Origin of the sequence: Enterococcus rivorum, assembly GCF_001742285.1 — a bacterium.
Taxonomy (GTDB): Bacteria; Bacillota; Bacilli; order Lactobacillales; family Enterococcaceae; genus Enterococcus_L; species Enterococcus_L rivorum.
This window is the reverse complement of sequence record NZ_MIEK01000001.1, coordinates 24,400-46,428: the sequence shown is the minus strand read 5'-3', so window position 1 is coordinate 46,428 and position 22,029 is coordinate 24,400. Positions and strand designations below refer to the sequence as shown.

At 34.7% G+C, this 22,029-nt stretch carries 21 protein-coding genes; all 21 read left to right on the top strand.

Going from position 1 to position 22,029, the window contains the following annotated elements:
- Positions 1-484 precede the first annotated feature (484 nt).
- The 21 genes from BCR26_RS00220 to BCR26_RS00115 all read left to right on the top strand — a co-directional run bounded on the left by BCR26_RS00220 (position 485) and on the right by BCR26_RS00115 (position 22,011).
- Positions 485-2,353, top strand: a complete 1,869-nt coding sequence (locus BCR26_RS00220) for a BglG family transcription antiterminator (protein WP_069696945.1) — start codon at positions 485-487, stop codon at positions 2,351-2,353.
- Positions 2,354-2,360: 7 nt separating this feature from the next.
- Positions 2,361-2,702 (top strand): PRD domain-containing protein, encoded by a 342-nt coding sequence (locus BCR26_RS00215; RefSeq protein ID WP_069696944.1) that lies wholly within the window; start codon positions 2,361-2,363, stop codon positions 2,700-2,702.
- A gap of 25 nt (positions 2,703-2,727) precedes the next feature.
- Positions 2,728-3,081 carry a glycine-rich SFCGS family protein gene (locus tag BCR26_RS00210; RefSeq protein ID WP_069696943.1) on the top strand — a complete coding sequence of 118 codons (354 nt, stop codon included), beginning with the start codon at positions 2,728-2,730 and terminating at the stop codon, positions 3,079-3,081.
- Between the two features lie 29 nt (positions 3,082-3,110).
- Positions 3,111-3,482, top strand: coding sequence for a DUF4312 family protein (locus tag BCR26_RS00205; protein WP_069696942.1), 372 nt, complete (start codon positions 3,111-3,113; stop codon positions 3,480-3,482).
- Between the two features lies 1 nt (position 3,483).
- Positions 3,484-4,266: a DUF4311 domain-containing protein gene (locus tag BCR26_RS00200; RefSeq protein ID WP_069696941.1), complete on the top strand. Its 783-nt coding sequence runs from the start codon at positions 3,484-3,486 to the stop codon at positions 4,264-4,266.
- A 24-nt stretch (positions 4,267-4,290) separates the two neighbouring features.
- Positions 4,291-4,950, top strand: a complete 660-nt coding sequence (locus BCR26_RS00195; RefSeq protein WP_069696940.1) for a DUF4310 family protein — start codon at positions 4,291-4,293, stop codon at positions 4,948-4,950.
- 135 nt (positions 4,951-5,085) lie between these two features.
- Complete coding sequence (locus BCR26_RS00190; RefSeq protein WP_069696939.1) at positions 5,086-6,396, top strand: PTS sugar transporter subunit IIC; 1,311 nt, start codon at positions 5,086-5,088, stop codon at positions 6,394-6,396.
- A gap of 343 nt (positions 6,397-6,739) precedes the next feature.
- Positions 6,740-7,828 carry a DUF871 domain-containing protein gene (locus tag BCR26_RS00180; RefSeq protein ID WP_069696938.1) on the top strand — a complete coding sequence of 363 codons (1,089 nt, stop codon included), beginning with the start codon at positions 6,740-6,742 and terminating at the stop codon, positions 7,826-7,828.
- A 9-nt stretch (positions 7,829-7,837) separates the two neighbouring features.
- On the top strand, positions 7,838-8,947 hold the full coding sequence (locus tag BCR26_RS00175) for an amidohydrolase/deacetylase family metallohydrolase (RefSeq protein ID WP_069696937.1): 1,110 nt from the start codon (positions 7,838-7,840) through the stop codon (positions 8,945-8,947).
- The gene (locus BCR26_RS00170) at positions 8,937-10,040 is read left to right on the top strand and encodes a DgaE family pyridoxal phosphate-dependent ammonia lyase (protein ID WP_069696936.1); all 1,104 of its coding nucleotides are present in this window, start codon (positions 8,937-8,939) and stop codon (positions 10,038-10,040) included. The genes BCR26_RS00175 and BCR26_RS00170 overlap by 11 nt, the downstream gene beginning before the upstream one ends.
- Before the next feature lie 34 nt (positions 10,041-10,074).
- A complete protein-coding gene (gene dagF / locus BCR26_RS00165; RefSeq protein WP_069696935.1) occupies positions 10,075-10,815 on the top strand; it encodes a 2-dehydro-3-deoxy-phosphogluconate aldolase in 741 nt (246 codons plus the stop codon).
- A 225-nt stretch (positions 10,816-11,040) separates the two neighbouring features.
- Positions 11,041-12,048 (top strand): hypothetical protein, encoded by a 1,008-nt coding sequence (locus BCR26_RS00160; protein ID WP_069696934.1) that lies wholly within the window; start codon positions 11,041-11,043, stop codon positions 12,046-12,048.
- 24 nt (positions 12,049-12,072) lie between these two features.
- The gene (locus BCR26_RS00155) at positions 12,073-12,513 is read left to right on the top strand and encodes a YaiI/YqxD family protein (protein WP_069696933.1); all 441 of its coding nucleotides are present in this window, start codon (positions 12,073-12,075) and stop codon (positions 12,511-12,513) included.
- Between the two features lie 260 nt (positions 12,514-12,773).
- The gene (locus tag BCR26_RS00150) at positions 12,774-13,844 is read left to right on the top strand and encodes a D-alanine--D-alanine ligase (protein WP_069696932.1); all 1,071 of its coding nucleotides are present in this window, start codon (positions 12,774-12,776) and stop codon (positions 13,842-13,844) included.
- A gap of 224 nt (positions 13,845-14,068) precedes the next feature.
- Positions 14,069-15,439 (top strand): UDP-N-acetylmuramoyl-tripeptide--D-alanyl-D-alanine ligase, encoded by a 1,371-nt coding sequence (locus tag BCR26_RS00145; protein ID WP_069696931.1) that lies wholly within the window; start codon positions 14,069-14,071, stop codon positions 15,437-15,439.
- Positions 15,440-15,852: 413 nt separating this feature from the next.
- The gene (gene cshA / locus BCR26_RS00140) at positions 15,853-17,367 is read left to right on the top strand and encodes a degradosome RNA helicase CshA (RefSeq protein WP_069696930.1); all 1,515 of its coding nucleotides are present in this window, start codon (positions 15,853-15,855) and stop codon (positions 17,365-17,367) included.
- A gap of 140 nt (positions 17,368-17,507) precedes the next feature.
- Positions 17,508-17,858 (top strand): holo-ACP synthase, encoded by a 351-nt coding sequence (acpS, locus tag BCR26_RS00135; protein WP_069696929.1) that lies wholly within the window; start codon positions 17,508-17,510, stop codon positions 17,856-17,858.
- 35 nt (positions 17,859-17,893) lie between these two features.
- Complete coding sequence (alr, locus tag BCR26_RS00130; RefSeq protein WP_069696928.1) at positions 17,894-19,012, top strand: alanine racemase; 1,119 nt, start codon at positions 17,894-17,896, stop codon at positions 19,010-19,012.
- A gap of 15 nt (positions 19,013-19,027) precedes the next feature.
- Positions 19,028-19,408, top strand: coding sequence for a type II toxin-antitoxin system PemK/MazF family toxin (locus BCR26_RS00125; protein WP_069696927.1), 381 nt, complete (start codon positions 19,028-19,030; stop codon positions 19,406-19,408).
- Between the two features lie 517 nt (positions 19,409-19,925).
- The gene (locus tag BCR26_RS00120; protein WP_245341864.1) at positions 19,926-20,624 is read left to right on the top strand and encodes a hypothetical protein; all 699 of its coding nucleotides are present in this window, start codon (positions 19,926-19,928) and stop codon (positions 20,622-20,624) included.
- A 28-nt stretch (positions 20,625-20,652) separates the two neighbouring features.
- Positions 20,653-22,011 (top strand): coiled-coil domain-containing protein, encoded by a 1,359-nt coding sequence (locus BCR26_RS00115; RefSeq protein WP_069696926.1) that lies wholly within the window; start codon positions 20,653-20,655, stop codon positions 22,009-22,011.
- Positions 22,012-22,029: the final 18 nt, after the last annotated feature.

Below are 22,029 nucleotides of genomic sequence, written 5' to 3'. Positions count from 1 at the left end.
ACGGGTTGACTCAATCAGATAACTTCGGTTATTCCGCTCAAGCGGCTGGTGATTGGTTAATTAGCAGAGGCAGAGTGATCTTCACTAACTACCGGATGTAGTTGTCGGACAAAGACTTTTGTGGAGAATGTCTTGTCTATTTATGAAAATAAGTACTGCGATGAGAAGACTTCGGTCTTCTTTTTTATGTCTAAGAATACAAAATTGTAATTGATAAATAAAGTGCAATGGTTTGTAAGTGCAAGGGTTATAAAATGGAAAAAAACGAACACTTGCACCAAATAAGTAGAGATAAGCGACGGATAACAAGGGTTTAATATTTTTGTTATCAAAAGTAAAACAATGAAAAAATGTGTTTCGTTTCCTCTAATCATTATACGATTTAGAAAGTTGCACTTACACAAGTGCAACTTTTTTGTGTTGTTACATAACTAAAACCACGATATAGTTCAATTGTAAGGGAAAGAAATGAAGGTGAGTAAAAGTGTCACTGCACTTATCAAAAAGAGAGATAAAAGTATTATTATTGCTATTAGATTTAGAAGACAGTGTGACAACAAAAGATTTATCAGAAACGTTTCAAGTAAGCGTACGCACAATTAAATATGATCTAGAAAACATTCGGGAGTGGTTTAAAGATCAGAATGTCGAGTTAAAAACGAGACGTAATAAAGGAATTTGGTTAGATATCCCAGATTCAGAGCGTTTGACCTTAAAAAATGAAATACTTGAAGTGGAACGATTTGAAACGTATCCAGATCAAGAGTTACGAGTGAACCAAATCATTTTCCGATTGTTATTAGTAAATACGCCACTTACGTCACAAACAATCGCTGATGAGCTTCAAGTAAGTAGAAACACTATTATTAGTGACTTAGATCGAGTTGAGGCGCTAATCATCACTTACGGACTACAATTAAATCGGCAAAGTCGTCTGGGTTTCTCAATCGTTGGCGAAGAAAGTAAAATTCGATTGTTAATGGAGTATATTACTCAAAAAGAAATTACAGAATATGATATTTACCAGATTATGAGTCAATTTGTTCAATCAGATGAACAGAAAAAAGTTCGTGAAGTATCGATTGGCATTAACACTATTTTTCAAAAAAATTATCAAGTGGCTTTAAAAGAAATGACCAATTTAATTGACCATTCATTGTTAAATCAATTTAACTATGCGGAAATATTATCGATTACGTTAAGAGTTGCTATTGCGACATCTAGAATGCAGCTACATCACACTGTTGGTGGTTATAAGATTTTATCCAACCAAAATGTATTGGAACAAAAACAAGAATTACCTTTCCTTTTAATGCTAAAAGTTTTTTCCCATTACGAACTTCCAATTCTGGCAGATGAATACTTGTACATTTATAGTGATGTTTTTGTTGCGAACAATCAACAAGACATTGTCCAACTTTCAGAAGAACTAATCAAGGATGTTTCAGAAAAGGTTAATTTTCCTTTTTACCGCGATCGTCAACTTTTCACTAATTTATTTGCTCATCTATCTTTACGACTGACTAAAAAGCATTTATTTATTAATGAATATAATCCTTTCGTAGATGACATTAAAGCAAAATATCCGGATCTATTTATAGCGATACAAGAAGCGAGTCAAAATGATATTGGTGGTTCGGCGTTGTTAATCAACGATTCATTTATTGCTTATATTGCACTCCATTTCTTGGTAGCTTATGAAAAAAACTTACACAGTATCAACGTCGTTCGGATTGTTTACGTTTGTTCAACTGGTTTAGGTGTTACCAGTTTGATTGAGCAAAAGATTTTAGAAGAAGTATCGAATGTTGAAATTGCTGGTTTTGCTTCAGTGTTAAATGCAACAGAAGCAATTGAAGAAAAAAATCCAGATTTAGTTTTAAGTATTTTTCCAGTTGAGACAATTAACCGTCCGTTTATAAAAGTAAATCCGTTGCCTACCAAGTCAGATATTCAAGCAATACAAGATGAAGTCAATAAAATATTAGCAGATACACAAAGCGGAAAAGTGCCACGATTAATTCCTAGAAGAGAAGTCAAAGAGAAACAGGGAATGGAAGTGGAAAGCCGTGATTTATTAGTAAAAGCCTATATTGTTTACGAAGAACTGCTAAAAGCATTTGGAAATCAATTAAATCTCGAATACAAGGAAGCCTTTTTGCTCCATGTCATGCTGATGGTTCACAGAATTACTTTTGAAGGACAGTATGAAAATACAGGAAATGTAGTGAAGGAATTATTATTGTCACAACAAACATTAGTAGAAAAGATTGAAAATATTTTTGCTAAAAACGATTTAATGGTTAATCAAGCAGAAATTACTGCTTTGTTAAATTATATTGGAGAGGAGTAGCTGGCGGATGAAATTACATGAAGAGGCTGAGAAGATAATCACTGAAAGCTCAAATCAATCTGACTTAAAGGAATTAATCAATAAAGTAGCTGTTCTATTAGAAGAACAAACTATTTGCCCGACAGAATTACAATGGACAATATTAATCAATCATTTAAATGAAATGATTAAACGCTCAAAAGCAGGTGAACAAATGAGTGGTGTTGATCCAGAAATGTTTGCAGAAGTTTCTGAAGAAGCACTAAAAATTTCTAATGAAGTTGTTCAACATATTGGGAATTTACCACAAGATGAAATGTATGTATTATCGATACATTTTGAAACTGCTAAACAAAATGCAGCAGTATAAAAAATGAAATTTGGGAGGAATAATGATGGTAACAGTAGTAATTGCAGATCGCTTAGGAAAAGGACAAAATGTTGCGAAAGGTGTAGAAGCAGCTGGTGGGAAAGCGGTTGTTGTACCTGGGATGGGTGCGGATATGCGTTTAGGGGATGTCATGCAAACAGAAAACGCTGATATTGGTATTTCTTTCTGTGGTAGTGGTGGAGCAGGTGCACTAACTGCGGCAACAAAATATGGTTATCCAGAGCGTCACGGGATGCGTTCAATTGATGAAGGTGTTACAGCCATCAATGATGGAAAAACTGTATTAGGTTTCGGGTTCATGGATCAAGAAGAATTAGGGAAACGTATTGTAGAAGCATACTTGAAAAAGAATGGCTAACAAGTGATATAGAAAGAGGAGGATTCAATATGGGGAATGTAACTTCTAAAAAGCAACAAGTTATTCGGGTAGAAGGGATAGCCGAGGAAAAAAATAAAGCATTTGCAAATGCTTTAAGCCAAGTACAAAATCATGTTCTCAAAGAGTCTAAAGATGTCACTCTAAGAATTGAACCTATAGCTGTTAACGTAGTGAAAGCTGAAGAAGAGACATATGTTGAGCGCTTTCTGTTTGTACTTTTTCCAAGAGTTCGCCACAATTTCCGAGTAACATTAGATGTTACGGCAGACATTACGATGATTGAAATGGATGCTGTACATTTTATAGAAAAAAAACGTACTAATCCAGTTGGATTCTCTTTACCATTTTTTAAAAATAAAATAAAGAAAGAGGCAAATTAAAATGACAGTGTTGATTATTTTAGTGAAGTCAATATTAATTGGTGGGTGTGTTGGCTTTGCAGTTGGGGTTGGAGCAGCTAGAATGTTCCATGCACCAAGTACTCAAGGTTTAGGAGCATTTCGTACCTTAGGTGAAATGAATGCTTGTGAAGGGGATGCAGCCAGTCACTTTTCTTTTGGACTAGGATTCTTCTTTAATGCATGGGCATCTACAGTTGGAGCCGGAGCATTTACACAGGATGTCGATCACCGCATTATTCCAAACTGGGCAGCAGCAGCATTATTAGTTAAGAACAAAAATGTTTCAGAAACAATGCATAACCCGAAAAAAATGGGTATGGCCGGAGCTCTTATTGGGATGGTTGTTGTTGCTTTCTTGAATTCTACTGCTTCAGCAATTCCTGAGTCATTACAAATTACAGCTGTTGAAGTCTTAGTACCTGCAGCAAATATCTTAATTAATACAGTAATGCCAGTGTTATTCTGGTTAGCAGCAATTGATGCTGGTAGACGTTCTGGTTTTTGGGCAACAGTTTTCGGAGCGTTGGCAACAATGGTTATGGGAAATGCAGTTCCTGGTGTAGTACTAGGAATCTTGATTGGTAAAGGTGTCGATGAAATCGGATGGAATAGAGTAACTAAGAGCATGATGGGTGCAATTATTTTACTATTTGTCTTTAGTGCATTTTTCCGAGGATTTGATTTACAAATGATAGAAAGTTTCCGTTTAACCATTCCAGAATGGTTACAAAACATGCATGATGTGTTCAATATTGGAAATTAATCAGTAAAGAAAGAGGGAATCATAATGGAAGAAACAGTAACATTAGAAAAAAAGAGTTTTTGGTTTGCTGACTGGTCGTTTCCAATTATAGTAGGCCTACTATCTGCAGGTGTTTTTGCAGGAACACATATGTACGTTGAATATGGTGTGGGTGCATTTAATGAGGTTGCAATTGTTGCAATGCTTAAAGCTGGATTAGATGGGGGATCTTATGGGGCTGCGGCAGCTTTTGGAGCAAGTTTCTTGTTCGCTAGAATTTTAGAAGGATCTTTAGTAGGTATTCTAGATATTGGTGGCGCTATTTTAACAGGTGTGGGAATTGGGATTCCTGCTATTTTGTTAAGTATGGGTATTAAAGCTCCAATAGAAAATTTTGTCCTTGCATTAATCACAGGAATGATTGCTGGGCTGTTAATCGGCGGAATTATCATTGCTATTCGTAAATTTACAATCAATCAATCCAATTCTACTTTTGGTGCTGATATTATGATGGGAGCTGGGAACGCATCTGGTCGCTTCTTAGGCCCACTAATTGTTCTGAGTGCAGCAGGTGCTTCAATTCCTATTGGTATTGGTTCAACAATTGGCGCCTTAATCTTTTATGTCTGGAAAAAACCAATTGCAGGGGGAGCTATCTTAGGCGCAATGGTATTTGGTGCAATTTTTCCGATGGAAATTAAATAGAAAATACCTCTTTTTTTACACTAATACCTCTTTTTCCTTTGGAAAACCGTTTACATTATAATGTTACTATGTTAATATAAACGTGAAATATTTCATGTTTATATTTATCATAGTTCTGAACGGAGGAAAAAAGAGATGAATGGTTTTGTACAGTGGATGGAAGTAAAGTTAATGCCAATAGCCAATAAATTTGGATCTCAGCGGCATATGACAGCAATTAGAAAAGGGTTAATTGCGACGATGCCCTTGACAATTGTAGGTGCATTTTTTACAGCGTTTCAAAATATACCAATTGACTCGTATATGAAATTTATTGAACCTTATCAACCAGTTTTAGATATTCCTTCTCGTTATACAATGGGATTATTAGCGCTGTATGCAGCTTTTAGTATTGCAGCTTCATTAGCAAAAAGTTATAAATTAGATTCCTTAACTTGTGGTATTTTAGCAGTAATGGCCTTTTTAGTCACTGCTGCGCCACCAACAAGAGTTTTTGAAGAGGTTAAAGATGTTATTGGTGCAGGTCGATATATAAATATTGCCAATCTCGGTTCAGCTTCTTTATTTGGTGCCATTGTTACAGCTCTTGTTTCGGTTGAAATTTATCGTTTCTTTATTCAACGAGACATTACAATTAAGATGCCAGAAGGAGTTCCACCAGAGGTTTCTAACTCATTTATTGCACTGATTCCGGGTGCAGTAATCTTGTTACTATTTTGGGTAATTCGTCATGTTATTGGGTTTGATTTAAATGGATTCTTAAGTATGCTGTTGATGCCATTGAAAGACACTTTGGCAGGAAACAGTCTGTTTGGTGGATTGTTAACTGTTTTCCTAATCTGCTTCTTCTGGGTATTGGGGATTCATGGACCAGCAATTATGGGACCTGTAATTAGACCATTTTGGGATATGTCAATTGCTGAAAATACACTTGCATTCTCAGAGGGCGCTTCTATTCATAATTTACCTAATATTTTTACAGAACAATTTTTACAATGGTTTATTTGGATTGGTGGAGCGGGAACGACTTTAGCACTTGTTGTTTTAATGATGTTTTCCAAGTCAAAATACTTAAAGAGTCTAGGGCGATTATCTTTCTTACCAGGCTTATTCAATATTAATGAACCTGTGATTTTTGGTACACCGATTGTCATGAATCCTATTTTAGGAATTCCATTTATTGTGGCACCATTAATTACGACTACTTTCTCATATTTCTTAACGGTTACGAATGTCATTCCGATGATGGCAGCACGGTTACCTTTTGCCATACCAGCACCGGTTGCTGCTTGGATGAGTACTAACTGGAGTGTTCCAGCCGCATTGTTAGTTTGTGTGAATTTTCTAATTACTTTAGCAATTTACTATCCTTTCTTTAAAGTATATGAAAAACAACAATTGGATAAAGAAGCAGAAGAATTAGAATTAGAAAAGAAAGCAGCTTAGAGAGATCATCTATTGTTGCTTAATTAACGAACTAACAAAAGAAGGGGAGGATGGTAAGTATACTATCCTCTTTGGTGTTCAAGATAATGTTGCTATGGTTTATTATATTTTTTATTTTTAGTCAAATTGTTATAGAAAAAGAATGGTTACCTTCTAAAATTTTGGATATGCGATTGCTTCATATATGTTTTTTAACCATTGCTAGTATCCTTTTTTCAGTTTTAGTAGGCATCCTTATTTCTCAACCAATCTTTGTTGTTGGTTCTACAACCATCTTTTTAAGCACCTTGACTTCATGGAAATATAGAAATAAATATGACAAAGTAGAAAGTAGGAAACGTTGATGAAAAGAACTTTAGGTGTATCAGTCTATCCAGATCATAGCGATCCTGAAAAAGATAAAGCGTATTTGAAAAAAGCTAGTGAATGCGGATTTTCGAGAATCTTTATGAGTATGTTAGAAGTGACTGATGGAAAAGAAGTTGTAAAGAAAAAATTTCAATCGTTGATTCATTATGCAAAAGAATTAGGTTTTGAAACGATTTTAGATGTAGTGCCAAGTATTTTCGACGATTTAAAAATCTCTTATGATGATCTGACTTTTTTTCATGAAGTTGGAGCAGATGGCATCCGCCTAGATGCTGGGTTTGATGGTAACAAAGAAGCGAAGCTAACATTCAATCCTTTTGAATTGGCCATTGAATTAAATATGAGTAATGATGTAGCCTATTTAGATAATATTTTGACCTATCAAGCAAATAAGCCTTTTTTATACGGATGCCATAATTTTTATCCTCAAGAAGGAACGGCCTTGCCTTATGATTTTTTTGAAAAATGTAGTATTCGTTTTAAAAAACATGGGATTCGTACTGCGGCATTTCTATCATCCCAAGAAGCAACAATTGGACCTTGGGATGTGAATGATGGGTTACCGACACTAGAAATCCATCGCCATTTACCTATTGAAATTCAAGCAAAACATTTATTTGCAAGTGGATTAATTGATGACGTAATTATTGGAAATGCGTATGCTTCTGATGAAGAATTGGAAATGTTAGGAAAGTTGAATCGTTATCAATTAGAGTTAACTGTAGAATTTGAAAAAGAGGCTAGTGAGACAGAGAAAAAAATTGTCTTATCAGAGCAGCATTTCAGAAGAGGCGATATAACTGATCAAGTCGTTCGTTCAACTGAAGTTCGTAAAAAGTATAGTGACTCAGTCAATCCTGTACATAATAATCTTTTAGAATTTCAAAGAGGAGATATTGTGGTTGGAAATGATGGCTTTGGCAAATATAAGAATGAACTACAAATCGTTTTAACGCCTCATTCCGATAAAAGAAAAAACAAAGTAGGTCAAATAACTGAAAAAGAATTACTTCTTTTAGATTTTATTAAACCTTGGACTAAATTTAGATTCAAAGAAAAGTAGGGATGGAAAATGATCCATGATCTAATCATAAAAAATGCAAAAACAATAAAAGATAAAGCAATTGCAGTAGCTATTCGTGAAGGTAAAATTGTTAAAGTGGCTGAGAAAATTGACGAGGCAGGGAAAGAAATTATTGACCTAAAAAATGAGGCTTATATTTCTGCTGGGTGGATTGACGATCATGTTCATTGTTTCGAAAAAATGACGCTGTATTATGATTATCCAGATGAAATTGGTGTCAAAATGGGCGTTACAACGGTTATTGATGCTGGCACTACGGGAGCTGAAAATATTCATGAGTTTTATGATTTAGCGAAAAAAGCAAAAACGAATGTCTATGCTTTAATGAATATTTCAAAATGGGGTATCGTAGAGCAAGATGAACTAGCAGATTTAAACAAAGTAAAAGAAGAACTTGTTCATAAAGCATTAGTTGACTTACCTGATTTTGTTGTTGGAATTAAAGCACGAATGAGTAAAACAGTAATTGGCGATAATGGAATTGCTCCGTTAGAAGTTGCCAAAAAAATTCAACGAGATAATGACAACATACCACTAATGGTTCATATTGGCTCAGCCCCTCCTGAACTGGATGAAATACTAACGCTTATGTCTAAAGGAGATATCTTAACTCACTGTTTTAACGGGAAAGAAAATGGTATTCTAAATCAAGAAACGAAGAAAATTAAAGAGTTTGCTTGGGCTGCTTATGATAAGGGGATTGTTTTTGATATTGGTCATGGGACAGACAGTTTCAATTTTGAAGTAGCGGAAGTTGCTTTTAAAGAAGGAATGAAAGCTCAAAGTATCAGTACTGATATTTATATCAGAAATCGAGAAAATGGACCGGTCTATAATTTAGCAACGACTATGGAAAAATTGCGGGTAGTTGGCTATGAGTGGGAAGAAATTATTGAAAAAGTCACAGAAATCCCAGCTAAAAATTTCTGTTTTGATACAAAAGGACAATTAGCTGAAGGTTTTGATGGTGATATCACTCTATTTACGATTCAAAAAGGCCATAAAACCTTAACCGATTCGAATGGTTCTACTCGTGAGGCAAAAGAACTTATTACGCCTGTAAAAACCATTATTGGAGGAATTGTGTATGACAATTAGTTATGAAAAATTTAACTTAAAAGAAGTAATTAATGCCTCTGGCCGCATGACGATTTTAGGTGTATCAAAAGTTTCAGAATCAGTATTGGCTGCCCAACGTTTTGGTGGCGAACACTTTTTTGAAATGAGCGATTTAAGTATCCAGACTGGTCGTTATTTGGCTAATTTATTAAAGGTAGAAGATGCTCAAGTAGTGTCTTCAGCATCAGCTGGAATTGCCCAAAGTGTTGCTGGTTTAATTGGTGAAGGCTCGCTATTTCACGCGTATCATCCATATACTGAAAAAATAGCAAAACGTGAAATCATTTTACCAAAAGGGCACAATGTAGATTATGGGACTCCTGTGGAAGTGATGGTGGCGCAAGGCGGTGGACAAGTTGTAGAAGCTGGTTACGCTAATATGTGTTCACCAGAACATGTGGAAATGATGATAACAGAACAAACAGCAGCGATTCTTTATATTAAAAGTCATCACTCTGTTCAAAAAAGCATGTTAAGCGTGAAAGAAATTGCTGAAGTAGCTGAAAAACATCAATTGCCATTAATTGTCGATGCCGCTGCAGAAGAAGATTTATTTCCCTATATTGAAGCTGGCGCAGATCTAGTGATCTATAGTGGAGCGAAAGCGATTGAAGGTCCTAGTGCTGGTTTAGTTATTGGGAAAAAACGCTATATTGAATGGATTCGTCTGCAAGGAAAAGGGATTGGCAGAGCTATGAAAATTGGCAAAGATAACATTTTAGGCTTTACCCAAGCGGTTGAAGATTATTTGAAAAACGGCAGTGAATCAGGGACCTCGATGAAAGGGCGTTTAGGGCCATTTATTGAAAGCTTAAATGAAATTCAAAATCTTGAAGCAAAAGTTGTTCAAGATGGAGCTGGCAGAGATATTTTCCGAGCAAGCCTTAAAATTTCAGGATCTAAAACAGCCACAGAAATTATACAAGAATTAAAAGAAAAAAGTCCTGCGATCTATACTCGGGAATATCAAGCAAATAACGGAATTATCGAATTTGATATTCGTTCAGTAAACCAAGAGGAAATGGGCAAAATTGTGAAACGATTGCAAGAAATTATGAATGAACATGCTTAAATAATTGTTTAACTAAAAGAAAAGAGGGAAATATATGTCAGTAACACCAAACTATTTAGAAAATCGTCTTTGTTTGAATGTTTTAGCCAATTCAGTGGAGAATGCCAAAGCCTGTTATGAAGCAGCCGATGGTCATATTGTATTAGGTGTTTTATCAAAAAACTATGCTACCGATGAAGCGGCCATTGAAGATATGAAAAAATATGCTGCAGCTACGAACAATGCTTTATCTGTTGGTTTAGGCGCAGGAGATCCGAATCAAAGCCAAATGGTATCAAGAATCTCTAAAGAGTTACAACCACAACATGTGAACCAAGTCTTTACAGGCGTCGGAACATCCCGTGCATTATTAGGACAAGATGAAACAATTGTTAATGGATTGGTTTCACCTACAGGAAAAGTAGGGATTGTTAATATTGCAACAGGTCCACTAAGTTCATTAGCTCCTGCTGGCGAGGTATCAATTGAAACAGCGATTAAATTATTGAAAGATATGGGTGGAAGCTCAATCAAGTATTTCCCAATGAAAGGATTAGCTCATATTGAAGAATACAAAGCTGTAGCAGAAGCTTGTGCGAAATATGACTTCTATTTAGAACCAACTGGCGGAATTGATTTAGAAAACTTTGAAGAAATCGTACAAATTGCAGTAGATGCAGGCGTGAAGAAAATTATTCCTCATGTATATAGCTCGATTATTGATTCAAGTACAGGAGATACTCGCCCAGAAGACGTTAAAACATTACTTGACATGATGAAGAAGACCTTAAAATAAGAAGAGTAGCTTAATCTATTTTTGAAGCAATAATGATTGAAAAGATTAGAATAAGTAGTGTGAAATGAATCATGCTACTTCCGTTCTAGTCTTTTTTTCATTATAATGATAGACAGGAGTGGATAATTTATTTACGTGAGCTGAATAAATTGTTATGCTAGGAGTAGTAATGAAGCAGAGACTATCTAGTGATAGGAAAAATAGTGTTTGTAGGAGGGGCTAGACATGACGAAAGAAAATATTTGGCAAGTACTAGAGGATGAACTGCTAAAAGAAAATATTCAAAAAAGACCAGGAATGTTTCTTGGAGCAACAGGACAAGCAGGTATGGAAAGCTTGATTTTACAAGCTTTAGATAACCTACTAGAATTAGCCAAAAATATTGGTACTGCCGATTTAGCAATCGAACTCTCGGAAAAACAAATCATTTTTTCTTATTATACAGAAAAAGACTTTTTTTTAGAAAAGGAAAAGGTAGGAGCGGCATCCCCCTACTTATTTTTAGCTGTAGTCAACGCATTGTCAGAACAAATGGGTTTCGGTGTAGAAACAAAGGGAAAACGAGTAATTCAAATATACAATGATGGGCTTTTAAAGCAAAAAGTGTTGATTCCATCTGATGAAGAAACAGAACGGATCGAGCTTGCCTTTACCCCTAATAAAGAAATATTTGGAAATAAACCACTCTCTTACTTTGTTTTATTTAATCGATGTCAAGAATTGGCTATGCTCAATAGTGGACTGAAAATATCATTGACAGACGGTGGGCAACAAAAAAATGTTTTTCATTATACTCAAGGATTAGTAGAATATATTTTCCAAAAAGATGATAGTATTACTCGTGGTGGGCAACCGATTGTGATTAATACGACGAGAGAAAACGTTAAAATTCAAGCAGTCATTTCAAAAAATAGTTCAGCGAGTATTCAGGATAGCTTTGTTAATGGCCATTTACCTTCAGATGGAGGGACTCATTTGGATGGCTTTATACATGGAGCTGTGGATGCTGTCAATCAATTTTTAGAAGAAACCAATCGATTAAAATATTTGACGACAGATAATTTTACTGAAAGATTTGATTTGGTTCTTTCAATCGATGTCAAGCGTCCTCGTTATGTTGGCGCTGTAAAAAAGAAAATCAGAAATCCAGAGTTGTATAAAATTGTAAGAGAATCAGCTTTTGAAGAAATATCATTATTTCTAAAAAGACATCCTGCTTGGTATTTGAGCTAGGAGAGTAGTAAGGGGAATTCAGCAATGAGGATTTTTATTGATGGTGATGGTTCACCAGTAAAAGATACAACAATTGAAGTAGCGTTAAAGTACCAATTAGAGGTAATAATTGTCACTAGTATTGACCATTACTCATTAAAAGAATACCCTGAAAATGTTTCTTTTGTTTATGTGGATAAAGGCTCCGATGCTGCTGATTATAAAATTGTGCAACTAGTCCAAAAAGGTGATTTACTGATTACACAAGATTATGGACTAGCTTCATTAGTCTTACCAAAAGGTGTTTCAGTTCTTCATCAGCTTGGACGAGAATATACGATAGAAACGATTGATGGCTTACTAGAACAGCGATATTTCAGTGCAAAAGTAAGAAAGAGTGGTGGACGAACTAAAGGACCAAAACCTTTCACTGCTGAAAATAGAGAACAATTTAAGCAACAACTCATGCTGATGATTGAAAGATGATGGTCACAAAAAACTGTCATAGTTATTTTTTCTTTTTAAAAAGATGGCAATAAATTACCTGCTATAGAAAATTTAGAGAATCTTTTTCTTAAAAAAACTTGAAAAATATGGAAAAAAAGTTTACATTATAATCTCTCGTTTTTTTAGAGAATGCATAAGCAATTATTTTTGATCGTTCCTATTATAAATAGCGCTTTTATGCTAAAATATGAAAGAGTGTTTTAATCAAGGAACAGATTGAAGTATAGGAGGAAAAGCATTTGAAGATTATTTTGCTGTATGGTGGCAGAAGTGGAGAGCATGATGTTTCGTTGTTATCTGCCTACTCTGTTTTAAATGCAATATACTATAATTATTATCAAGTTCAATTAGTATTTATTAGTAAAGATGGAGATTGGGTTAAGGGACCATTGTTGGCTGAAAAACCTGAAAATGAAGATGTCCTTCACTTAAATTGGGCAGAACAAGGCAATGACGCGAAAGTTATTACAGGTCAGTTGATTTCTCCATGTGAAATTAAAGAGGAAGAAGCGATTGTCTTTCCTGTTTTACATGGTCCAAATGGTGAAGATGGAACGATTCAAGGCTTTTTAGAAGTACTAGGAATGCCCTATGTTGGAGCTGGAGTTTTAGCTAGTGCGACAGCAATGGACAAGATAATGACGAAGTATTTATTACAAGCAGCAGGAATTCAGCAAGTACCATTTGTTCCTGTTCTAAAGAGTCAATGGAAAGAAAATCCTAAGAAAATTTTTGAACAATGTGAAGGTTCATTAATTTATCCTGTATTTGTTAAACCAGCTAATCTAGGTTCAAGTGTCGGCATTAGTAAAGCAGAGAATCGAGAAGAATTACAAAATGCTTTGGAAGAAGCCTACCGTTATGATTCAAGAGCCATTGTTGAACAAGGGCTAGAAGCAAGAGAAATTGAAATTGCAATTCTAGGGAATGAAGACGTGAGAACGACCTTAGCAGGTGAAATTGTGAAAGATGTAGAGTTTTATGATTACAATTCCAAATATATTGATAATCAAATTACGATGCAAATTCCTGCTGAAATTCCAGATGAGGTTCACCAAAAAGCGCAAGAATCTGCTAAGAAAGCATACACAATCTTAGACGGAAGTGGCCTAAGTCGTTGTGATTTCTTTTTAACTAACAAAAACGAGCTGTTTTTAAATGAGCTTAATACAATGCCAGGTTTTACTCAATTCAGTATGTATCCTTTACTTTGGGAGAATATGGGCTTAAAATATGGTGACTTAATTGAAGAACTGATTCAACTAGGGCTGAATCGATTTAAACAAAGACAAGAATTTTTTAAGAACTAACTAGGATAAGAATGACCATTTCCTAAATAGTTGGATATTGAGAGATTGGACAGAAGCGATTTGCTCTGATAAGTCAGGAAAATGGATAATAATTGATAGAAGCACACGAAATGGAAAGCAAACTGTTTCAAAGTGTTCAGTCGATATTTATTGTTTTACTTGAATTATTAGCTAATTGCTTCTGTTTTTACTATATAGTCGTTTTTTAGAAGGAGAAAAAAATAATGGAACTTACTTTTTGGGAAATTGCTCAAGCGGTACAAGCAACAAATGATTGGAAAAAATGGCCTAATTTTGAAGTGGTAGGAGTCGAATTTGATAGTCGCAAAATGAAATTAGGAGATCTGTTCGTTCCGTTAAAAGGAGAAAGCGATGGGCACAAGTTCATTAACGGAGCAATCGAAAAAGGAGCTAAAGCAACTTTTTGGAGTTGGTCAGAAGATTTAGCCCCAGAAGGGTTTCCGATTATACAAGTAGAAGATACTTTAAGTGCTATGCAAGAATTAGCAGTTTACTACGTATTAAAAAAAGCCCCTTCAGTGATTGCGATAACTGGAAGTAATGGTAAAACAACGACTAAAGATATGACAGAAGCGGTTCTCTCTGAAAAGTTCCATACGTATAAAACGCAAGGTAACTACAATAATGATATCGGTTTGCCATACACCATTTTGCAAATGCCAGATAATACAGAAAAATTAATCCTTGAAATGGGCATGGATCATGCGGGAGAAATTTCTTTTCTATCGAAATTAGCTCGTCCAGAAGTTGCTGCGATTACAATGATTGGAGAGGCTCATGTTGAAAATTTAGGTTCTCGAGAAGGTATTGCGCAAACAAAAATGGAAATTGTAGCGGGGCTATCCTTAAATGGTCTGTTAATTGTTCCGGAGAACGAACCATTATTATTACCAATTTTAAAAAATGTAACTCAAAAAGTAGAAACCTTTGGTCTGGAAAAGGACGCAGATTACACAGCCGAAACGATTACGCTAGAAAAAGAAAAGACGATTTTTCGTGTGAAAGGATTAGATTCGCTATTTTCGATTCCTGTACCAGGAAGCTATAACGTAACCAATGCACTCATTGCCATTGCGATTGGTCGTTGGTATGGTTTGACAGAAGCAGAAATTACTCGTGGTTTAGCTTCTTTTCAATTGACAAAAAATCGAACAGAATGGCTTAAATCACCAGAAGGAATAGAAATTTTAAGTGATGTTTATAATGCAAATCCTACTGCCATGGGCTTAGTATTAGAAAGTTTTTGCCAAATGCCTACAACTGGGAACCGAGTGGCTGTCTTAGGAGATATGTTAGAGCTTGGACCTGATGAAGGGGAAATGCATCGTTCGATGAGTGCTTTCTTAAATCCATCAGAAATTTCAACTGTTTTCGTCTATGGAGAAGTAATGAAAGAGCTATATTTAGAACTAGTTGGAAAATATTCGCCAGAGAATTTATTTTATTTTACTAAAGAAGAAAAAAGAGAATTGATAGATAAATTAAAGACAACATTGAAAGCCAATGATATGGTTGTTTTAAAAGCAAGTAATGGGATGGGATTAAATCAAGTAGTTAGTGAACTAACTTCTTGAAAATGAAAACCAATAAACTTGCTGAAAATACAAATCTATGATAGAATGACCTATTGCCGAAAGATTGAAGTGACAAGAAAGATAGCAAAGAAGGAAAACTATTTTCTATCATATAAAAAGTAAAAGAGCTGAACGACATCGTTTGGCTTTTCTAGTGCCATAGAACTTCATAAGGTGGATTTTTCGGTAAAATCAATTAGAAAGCATTGGGATTACTCTATAAAGCCATGTACCATGCACATGTTATGAAGAGAGAAGAAACGCTCTCATTCAAAGTAGAGGAAATCTAAAATTGAAGATATAGGGTCAATTCACAATTCTTTCGATACTGATAAATGTAAAATCACCTTCAAATTTAGAAAAAGAAAAAAATGAGTCTTTTTCTAATAACAACAAATCTAGGAGGATATCATTTGAAATTTAGAGAACTTGGTTTAGCACAAGAATTATTAACAGCAGTCGAACGTTCAGGTTTTGAGGAAGCAACACCCATTCAGGAAGAAACAATTCCATTAGCATTAGAAGGAAAAGACGTTATCGGTCAAGCGCAAACAGGTACTGGTAAAACAGCTGCATTTGGATTACCAATGCTTAACAAAATTGATACACAAAATCGTTCACTTCAAGGACTAGTTATTGCACCAACACGTGAATTAGCTATCCAAACACAAGAAGAATTGTATCGCTTAGGAAGAGACAAAAAGATTCGTGTTCAAGCTGTCTATGGTGGAGCAGATATCGGTCGCCAAATTCGCGGACTGAAAGAAAATCCACATATTGTAGTTGGAACACCAGGACGTCTATTAGATCACATCAATCGTCGTACGTTAAAACTAGAAACCGTTGAAACGTTAGTATTAGATGAAGCAGATGAAATGTTGAATATGGGATTCTTGGAAGACATTGAAAAAATTATTTCAAAAGTACCATCTGAACGTCAAACATTACTATTTTCTGCAACAATGCCAGCTGCGATTAAAAATATTGGTGTGAAATTCATGAATGATCCACATCATGTAAAAATCAAAGCAAAAGAAATGACTGCTGATTTAATCGATCAATATTACGTTCGTTCAAAAGACTTTGAAAAATTTGATATTATGACTCGTTTATTAGATGTGCAAACACCAGAATTAACAATCGTATTTGGTCGTACAAAACGTCGTGTAGATGAACTAGCACGTGGCCTAGAAGCTCGTGGCTATAAAGCTGAAGGAATCCATGGTGACTTATCACAACAAAAAAGAATGAGCGTTTTACGTTCATTTAAAGGTGGAAACTTGGATATTCTAGTTGCGACTGACGTTGCCGCTCGTGGTTTGGATATTTCTGGCGTTACTCATGTTTACAACTATGATATTCCACAAGATCCAGAAAGCTATGTTCACCGTATTGGTCGTACAGGACGTGCTGGAAAAGGCGGAATGTCTGTAACATTTGTAACACCAAATGAAATGGGCTACCTACATGTTATTGAAGAGTTAACAAAAAAACGTATGACACCATTACGTCCACCAAGTGAAACAGAAGCATTTAAAGGTCAATTAGGTGCTGCAATTGAAACAGTTGAAACAAAATTAGAAGAAAATGGGTTGGAAAAATACCTTGCATCTGCTGAAAACTTGTTAGAAAAATATTCAGCTGAAGATTTAGCTGCATTATTATTAAAAACAGTTTCTAAAGATCCTACAGATGCTGTTCCGGTTAAAATTACGCCAGAACGTCCATTACCATCAAACAAAAAAGGATTCAACAAAAATAATCGTCAAGGTGGCGGAAATAGCCGCAAACGTAAAGACGGAAACGGTAGCTACCGCGGTGGTAAAAACAACAAAGGCGGCAGTGGCGGCTACAATAAAAATAAAAATTCAAGCTCATCAAAACGAACGAACGATAAAAAAAGAGGGTTTGTCATCCGTGGCAACTAGGCTCAAAAAATGAAATGAAAGTTCCTCTTTTCGAAGAGGAACTTTCATTTTTGTTAATTTTGCAATAATGTATGGAAAATTTGTGAAAATTTGATAAAATAGAGTTAATTTATTAAATTCAAAAAGAGGGCTCAAAGAAAATGATAAAAGGAATTGGAATTGACATTGTAGAACTCTCCAGAATTGAAAAAATAGTATCAGAGAAGTCGTCTTTTGTAAAAAGAGTTTTAACTGATAAAGAGTTGATACTTTTTGAAAGTTTGTCATACAGGCGTCAAGTAGAATTTTTAGCAGGACGTTTTGCATGTAAAGAGGCTTTTTCAAAAGCTCTAGGAACAGGGATTGGATCTGTGGGGTTTCAAGACATAGAAATATTAAAAGAAAGAAGTGGTGCTCCTAAAGTAACTAAATCACCTCATTCAGGTTCAGTATTTGTTTCTATTTCACATACTGATACAATAGCTGTTGGACAGATTATCTTAGAAGAGTAGTGTTTTAAAGTAAACAGTTGGAGAGAAGGGGACATATGGTTATTGGTTGGCATCGGCCTACAAAAATCATTATAGACAAAAAAGCAATCATTGAAAATGTTAGCAATGAAATAAAACGATTGCCTAATGATTCAGAACTTTTTGCTGTTGTAAAAGCAAACGGTTATGGCCATGGCGCAGTTGAAACCGCTAAAGCGGCGAAAATAGGCGGAGCCACAGGTTTTTGTGTAGCGTTATTGGATGAGGCAATTGAATTGAGAGAAGCGGGGATAAAAGAACCAATTTTAATCTTAAGCGTTGTCGATAGTTCCTATATAGAATTGTTGATTAAGTATGACTTATCTATAACCGTAGCAACCCAAGAATGGCTAGAACTTGCATCAGACTATCTAAAAAATATGGATGAAAAAGTGTTGTTAAAAGTACATATAAAAGTCGATACAGGGATGGGAAGAATTGGGTTTTTATCAAAAAGTGCAACATTACAAGCGATTCAAACAATAAAATCAGAAGACCATTTTATTTGGGAAGGTCTGTTTACACATTTTTCTACAGCAGATGAGTCAGATGATACTTATTTTCAAAAGCAAGTGCAATGTTTCCAAGAAATTCTTGATGCACTAGAAGAAAAGCCACGTTATATTCATGTCGAAAATAGTGCAACCGCCCTTTGGCATAAGCAAGTTACAAGTAACATGATTCGTTTTGGTATTGCGATGTATGGCCTTAATCCATCAGGGGACTTGTTACCGTCTCCCTATACGCTGAAATCAGCTCTAACGTTAGTTTCTAAATTGATACAGATAAAAGAGTTACCTGTAGATTCAGGAATTGGCTATGGTAAGGAGTATGTAACTTCTGGAACAGAATGGATTGGTACCGTTCCTATTGGTTACGCAGATGGTTGGTTAAGACATATGCAAGGGTTTGAAGTATTAGTCGATGGAGAACATTGTGAAATTGTCGGTCGTATTTGTATGGATCAATGTATGATTCGTCTGATTAAGCCAGTAGCAGTTGGCACTGAAGTAACTTTAATAGGTAAAAATAAGAAAAAAGAGATTACAATGCAAATGGTGGCTGAGCAACTTGGTACAATTCACTATGAAGTAGCATGTACTTTTTCTGAACGTATACCGAGAGAATATAGATAGAATAGGAGGTTCGCTATGGTCAAACGTGGCGACATATATTTTGCGGACCTGTCCCCTGTTGTTGGTTCAGAGCAAGGGGGAGTTAGGCCAGTACTTGTCATACAAAATAATTTAGGTAATCATTTTAGCCCAACGATTATCGTAGCTGCAATTACTGCAAAAATGGCTAAGCCAAAATTACCAACACATATCGGAATCAAATCAGAAGAGACAGGGATAGAGCGTGACTCAGTTATTCTCTTAGAACAAATTAGAACAATAGATAAAATTCGATTAAAAGAAAAGGTCTGTCATTTAGACATATCTATTATGGAAACAGTGGATCGCGCATTAGGTGTTAGTGTGGGGATTTTATCTGCGGAGATAGACGGGGAAGGGCTTATTACATATATTTGAATATAAAAATGTAAGATGCCAATATTAGAACCATTCTTTTAACATAAGTGTTAATTATTTTGAATTAAACGCTGTGACTTTCATCAAGAAGGATGAAAAATTATACTTATTGGGGCGCTGTTGTTGGTAGGTAAAGTGAGTCCATAGATTTAAAACTTAGAAAAGAAATAGAAATTTGTCGGATAAATCATTTTCTTATTTTGACAAAGTTAAATGCACCTGAAAGATAGGTAACCCCTACTTTTATAGGTGCTTTTTTCTATTATTTGAATAGGATAATAGTCGTAAAAAGGAAAATTAAGCATATTTAGTTGAAAACTATAGATAATGTCCACAAAAATAGCTGGTTTTTCGCTATTATACGACATAATACCAAAATAATTTGATAAAAAAAGTTGGCAAGGACGAAGTGTAATGTTACAATGGATTATGTATAATTGGGGGAAAATGAGTAACTTTGACTTGTATAGATTTTATCGTTTTTTATTAAGAAGTAAAGGGGTTTGTAATTTTGATAATGATTGTTATGGTTATACTGGTAGCATTATTACTTGCGTTTTTTAGTTACCAGTTGTATGTTAGAGTCCAATTAGAAAGTTTAGATTCTGATAATCCAAAAATGAAGCGAAAAATTAATTTTTATAAACATCAAGAAAACAATCGGTCATTGATTTTTCTTATGGCTGGAACAGTCATGTTTAGTTTATTATTCGCTGGTGTTTTCTATAATCAGAATGTTTTAAGACAAGAGACTAAGGATTTAGAATTAAAAGTTGAAGAAATCAAAAGTTCTGGTGCAGGAAGTTCGAGTATTACAGTAGAAAGTTATAAAGAAAATGCTCTGAAGCTTACTGAGTTTCCTTGGAACAAGGTTGTAGAAAGTCGAGATGCAACAGCCTTAACAAATTATGAAATCCAATTATCAAGAGATTGGCAACCATTTTTTGGTGAAATTAATGCAACGATTTTAAAAAGTAATAATACCAAATCATTAACATTATCTATTTTCTCTTCTTCGTTAAGAGATCAGGGATTTGAAACGGCTGAAAAAAATGTTGAAGTTTTTGCAAAAGAATTAGCCCCAATAAAAGAAATAACTATGCTAGATTTTAATTTTACATATCGTGATAAAACAAATACCTTATCAAAAAAAGCGATTGTTTATTCAAGACCTTCAAAAGAAGGAAACTTAGAAAAGATAGAGTTAGAAAAGTAAACGAAAGAAAAAATGAGGTGCGATTTAAATGGCAAAGAGACGCTTAATTAAAAAAATTAATGAAGTTTCTGATGAAGAATTAACACAAGAATTTGATTTCAGTAATGACCCTGATATAGAGACGACATCTACCGTATCAAGTAGTGCTCGTATTGCACAACAGGAGCAAGAGATTAACTATTTAAGAGAACAACTAGAAAGCTTTAGAGCAAGAGAAATTGAGTTTGAAAAAAATGAGGAAGAAAATTTTCGTTTAAGCCAACAAAACCGACAATTAGCTTTTAAATTAGAAAGTCATCAAGATGAAATAGAAGAGTTGAAAGAACAAAATGAAGAATTAACGACGCTTCTAACCAAAAGAGATGCAGAACTTGTGGATTTACAAGCAACAACGACATCTACTGAATCAACTGTTGCTTTAGAAGAACTAAACCGTGTTAAAGCGCAATTAGAAGCACTAAGCAAAGAAAATTCAATAGCAAAAGAACAAATTTCTGTTTTAGAATCAGCAATTGGTGAGAAAGAACAAGAGTTAAATCAGAAGATTACTGAGAAAGAAAAAGAAATTAATGAATTAAGCGAACAACTAATATCTAAAGAGCTTTTAACAGAAAAAGAAGATGTATTGGAGACGGTGAAAATGGAATTAGAATCATTGAATGGAAAACTTGAGAACACTGAAACAGAAAACCAAGATTTGACGAATAAAGTAGCTGCTCTTCAAGAACAAATTGCGAAATTGAAAGAAGAAAATACTCAATTAAGAGATAAAGAAGTTAGTTTATTAGAAAACCCAGAATCTGCAACAGAAAATGGTCGTTTAGATGAATTGAAACATGAATTAGAGTCTGTTCTAAAAGCGAAAAATGAATTAGAAATATCATTGGGTCGCATTCAAGGCTTAAATGATAAGTATTCAATCCAAAAAAATATTTTTGAATCTGAATTATCTGTTTTAAGAGAGCAATCTAAAGAAAAAGAAGCAGAATTTGACCATTTGAAAGAAGAATTAGAAGCATTGCGTAATGTTTCAACAACTGGTGAAGTTAAGAGTGGACAATTAGCAGAATTACTACAAGCAAAACAACAAATCAATGATCTGCTATTAAAAAACCAATCCTTACAAGAAGAAGCACTTAAATCTCAACAAGAAATTGGTGAGGTAATGGTTTCAGCGAAGAAAGAAGCTAACCGTATTATCAGTGAGGCGCAAGTTGAAGCAAAACATATGATTAATTCTGCAGAACTTGAAATGCTAAATATTGGAAACCGTGCTAAAAATATCTCAAATGAAGTTGAAGAGTCTAAAAATGAAATCATGACAATTTATCGTGAATTAGAAGAACGCTTAGGAAAACTTTCTCGTTTAGATAAAACAGGGAACTAAGAAGAAGAATGGAGGAGA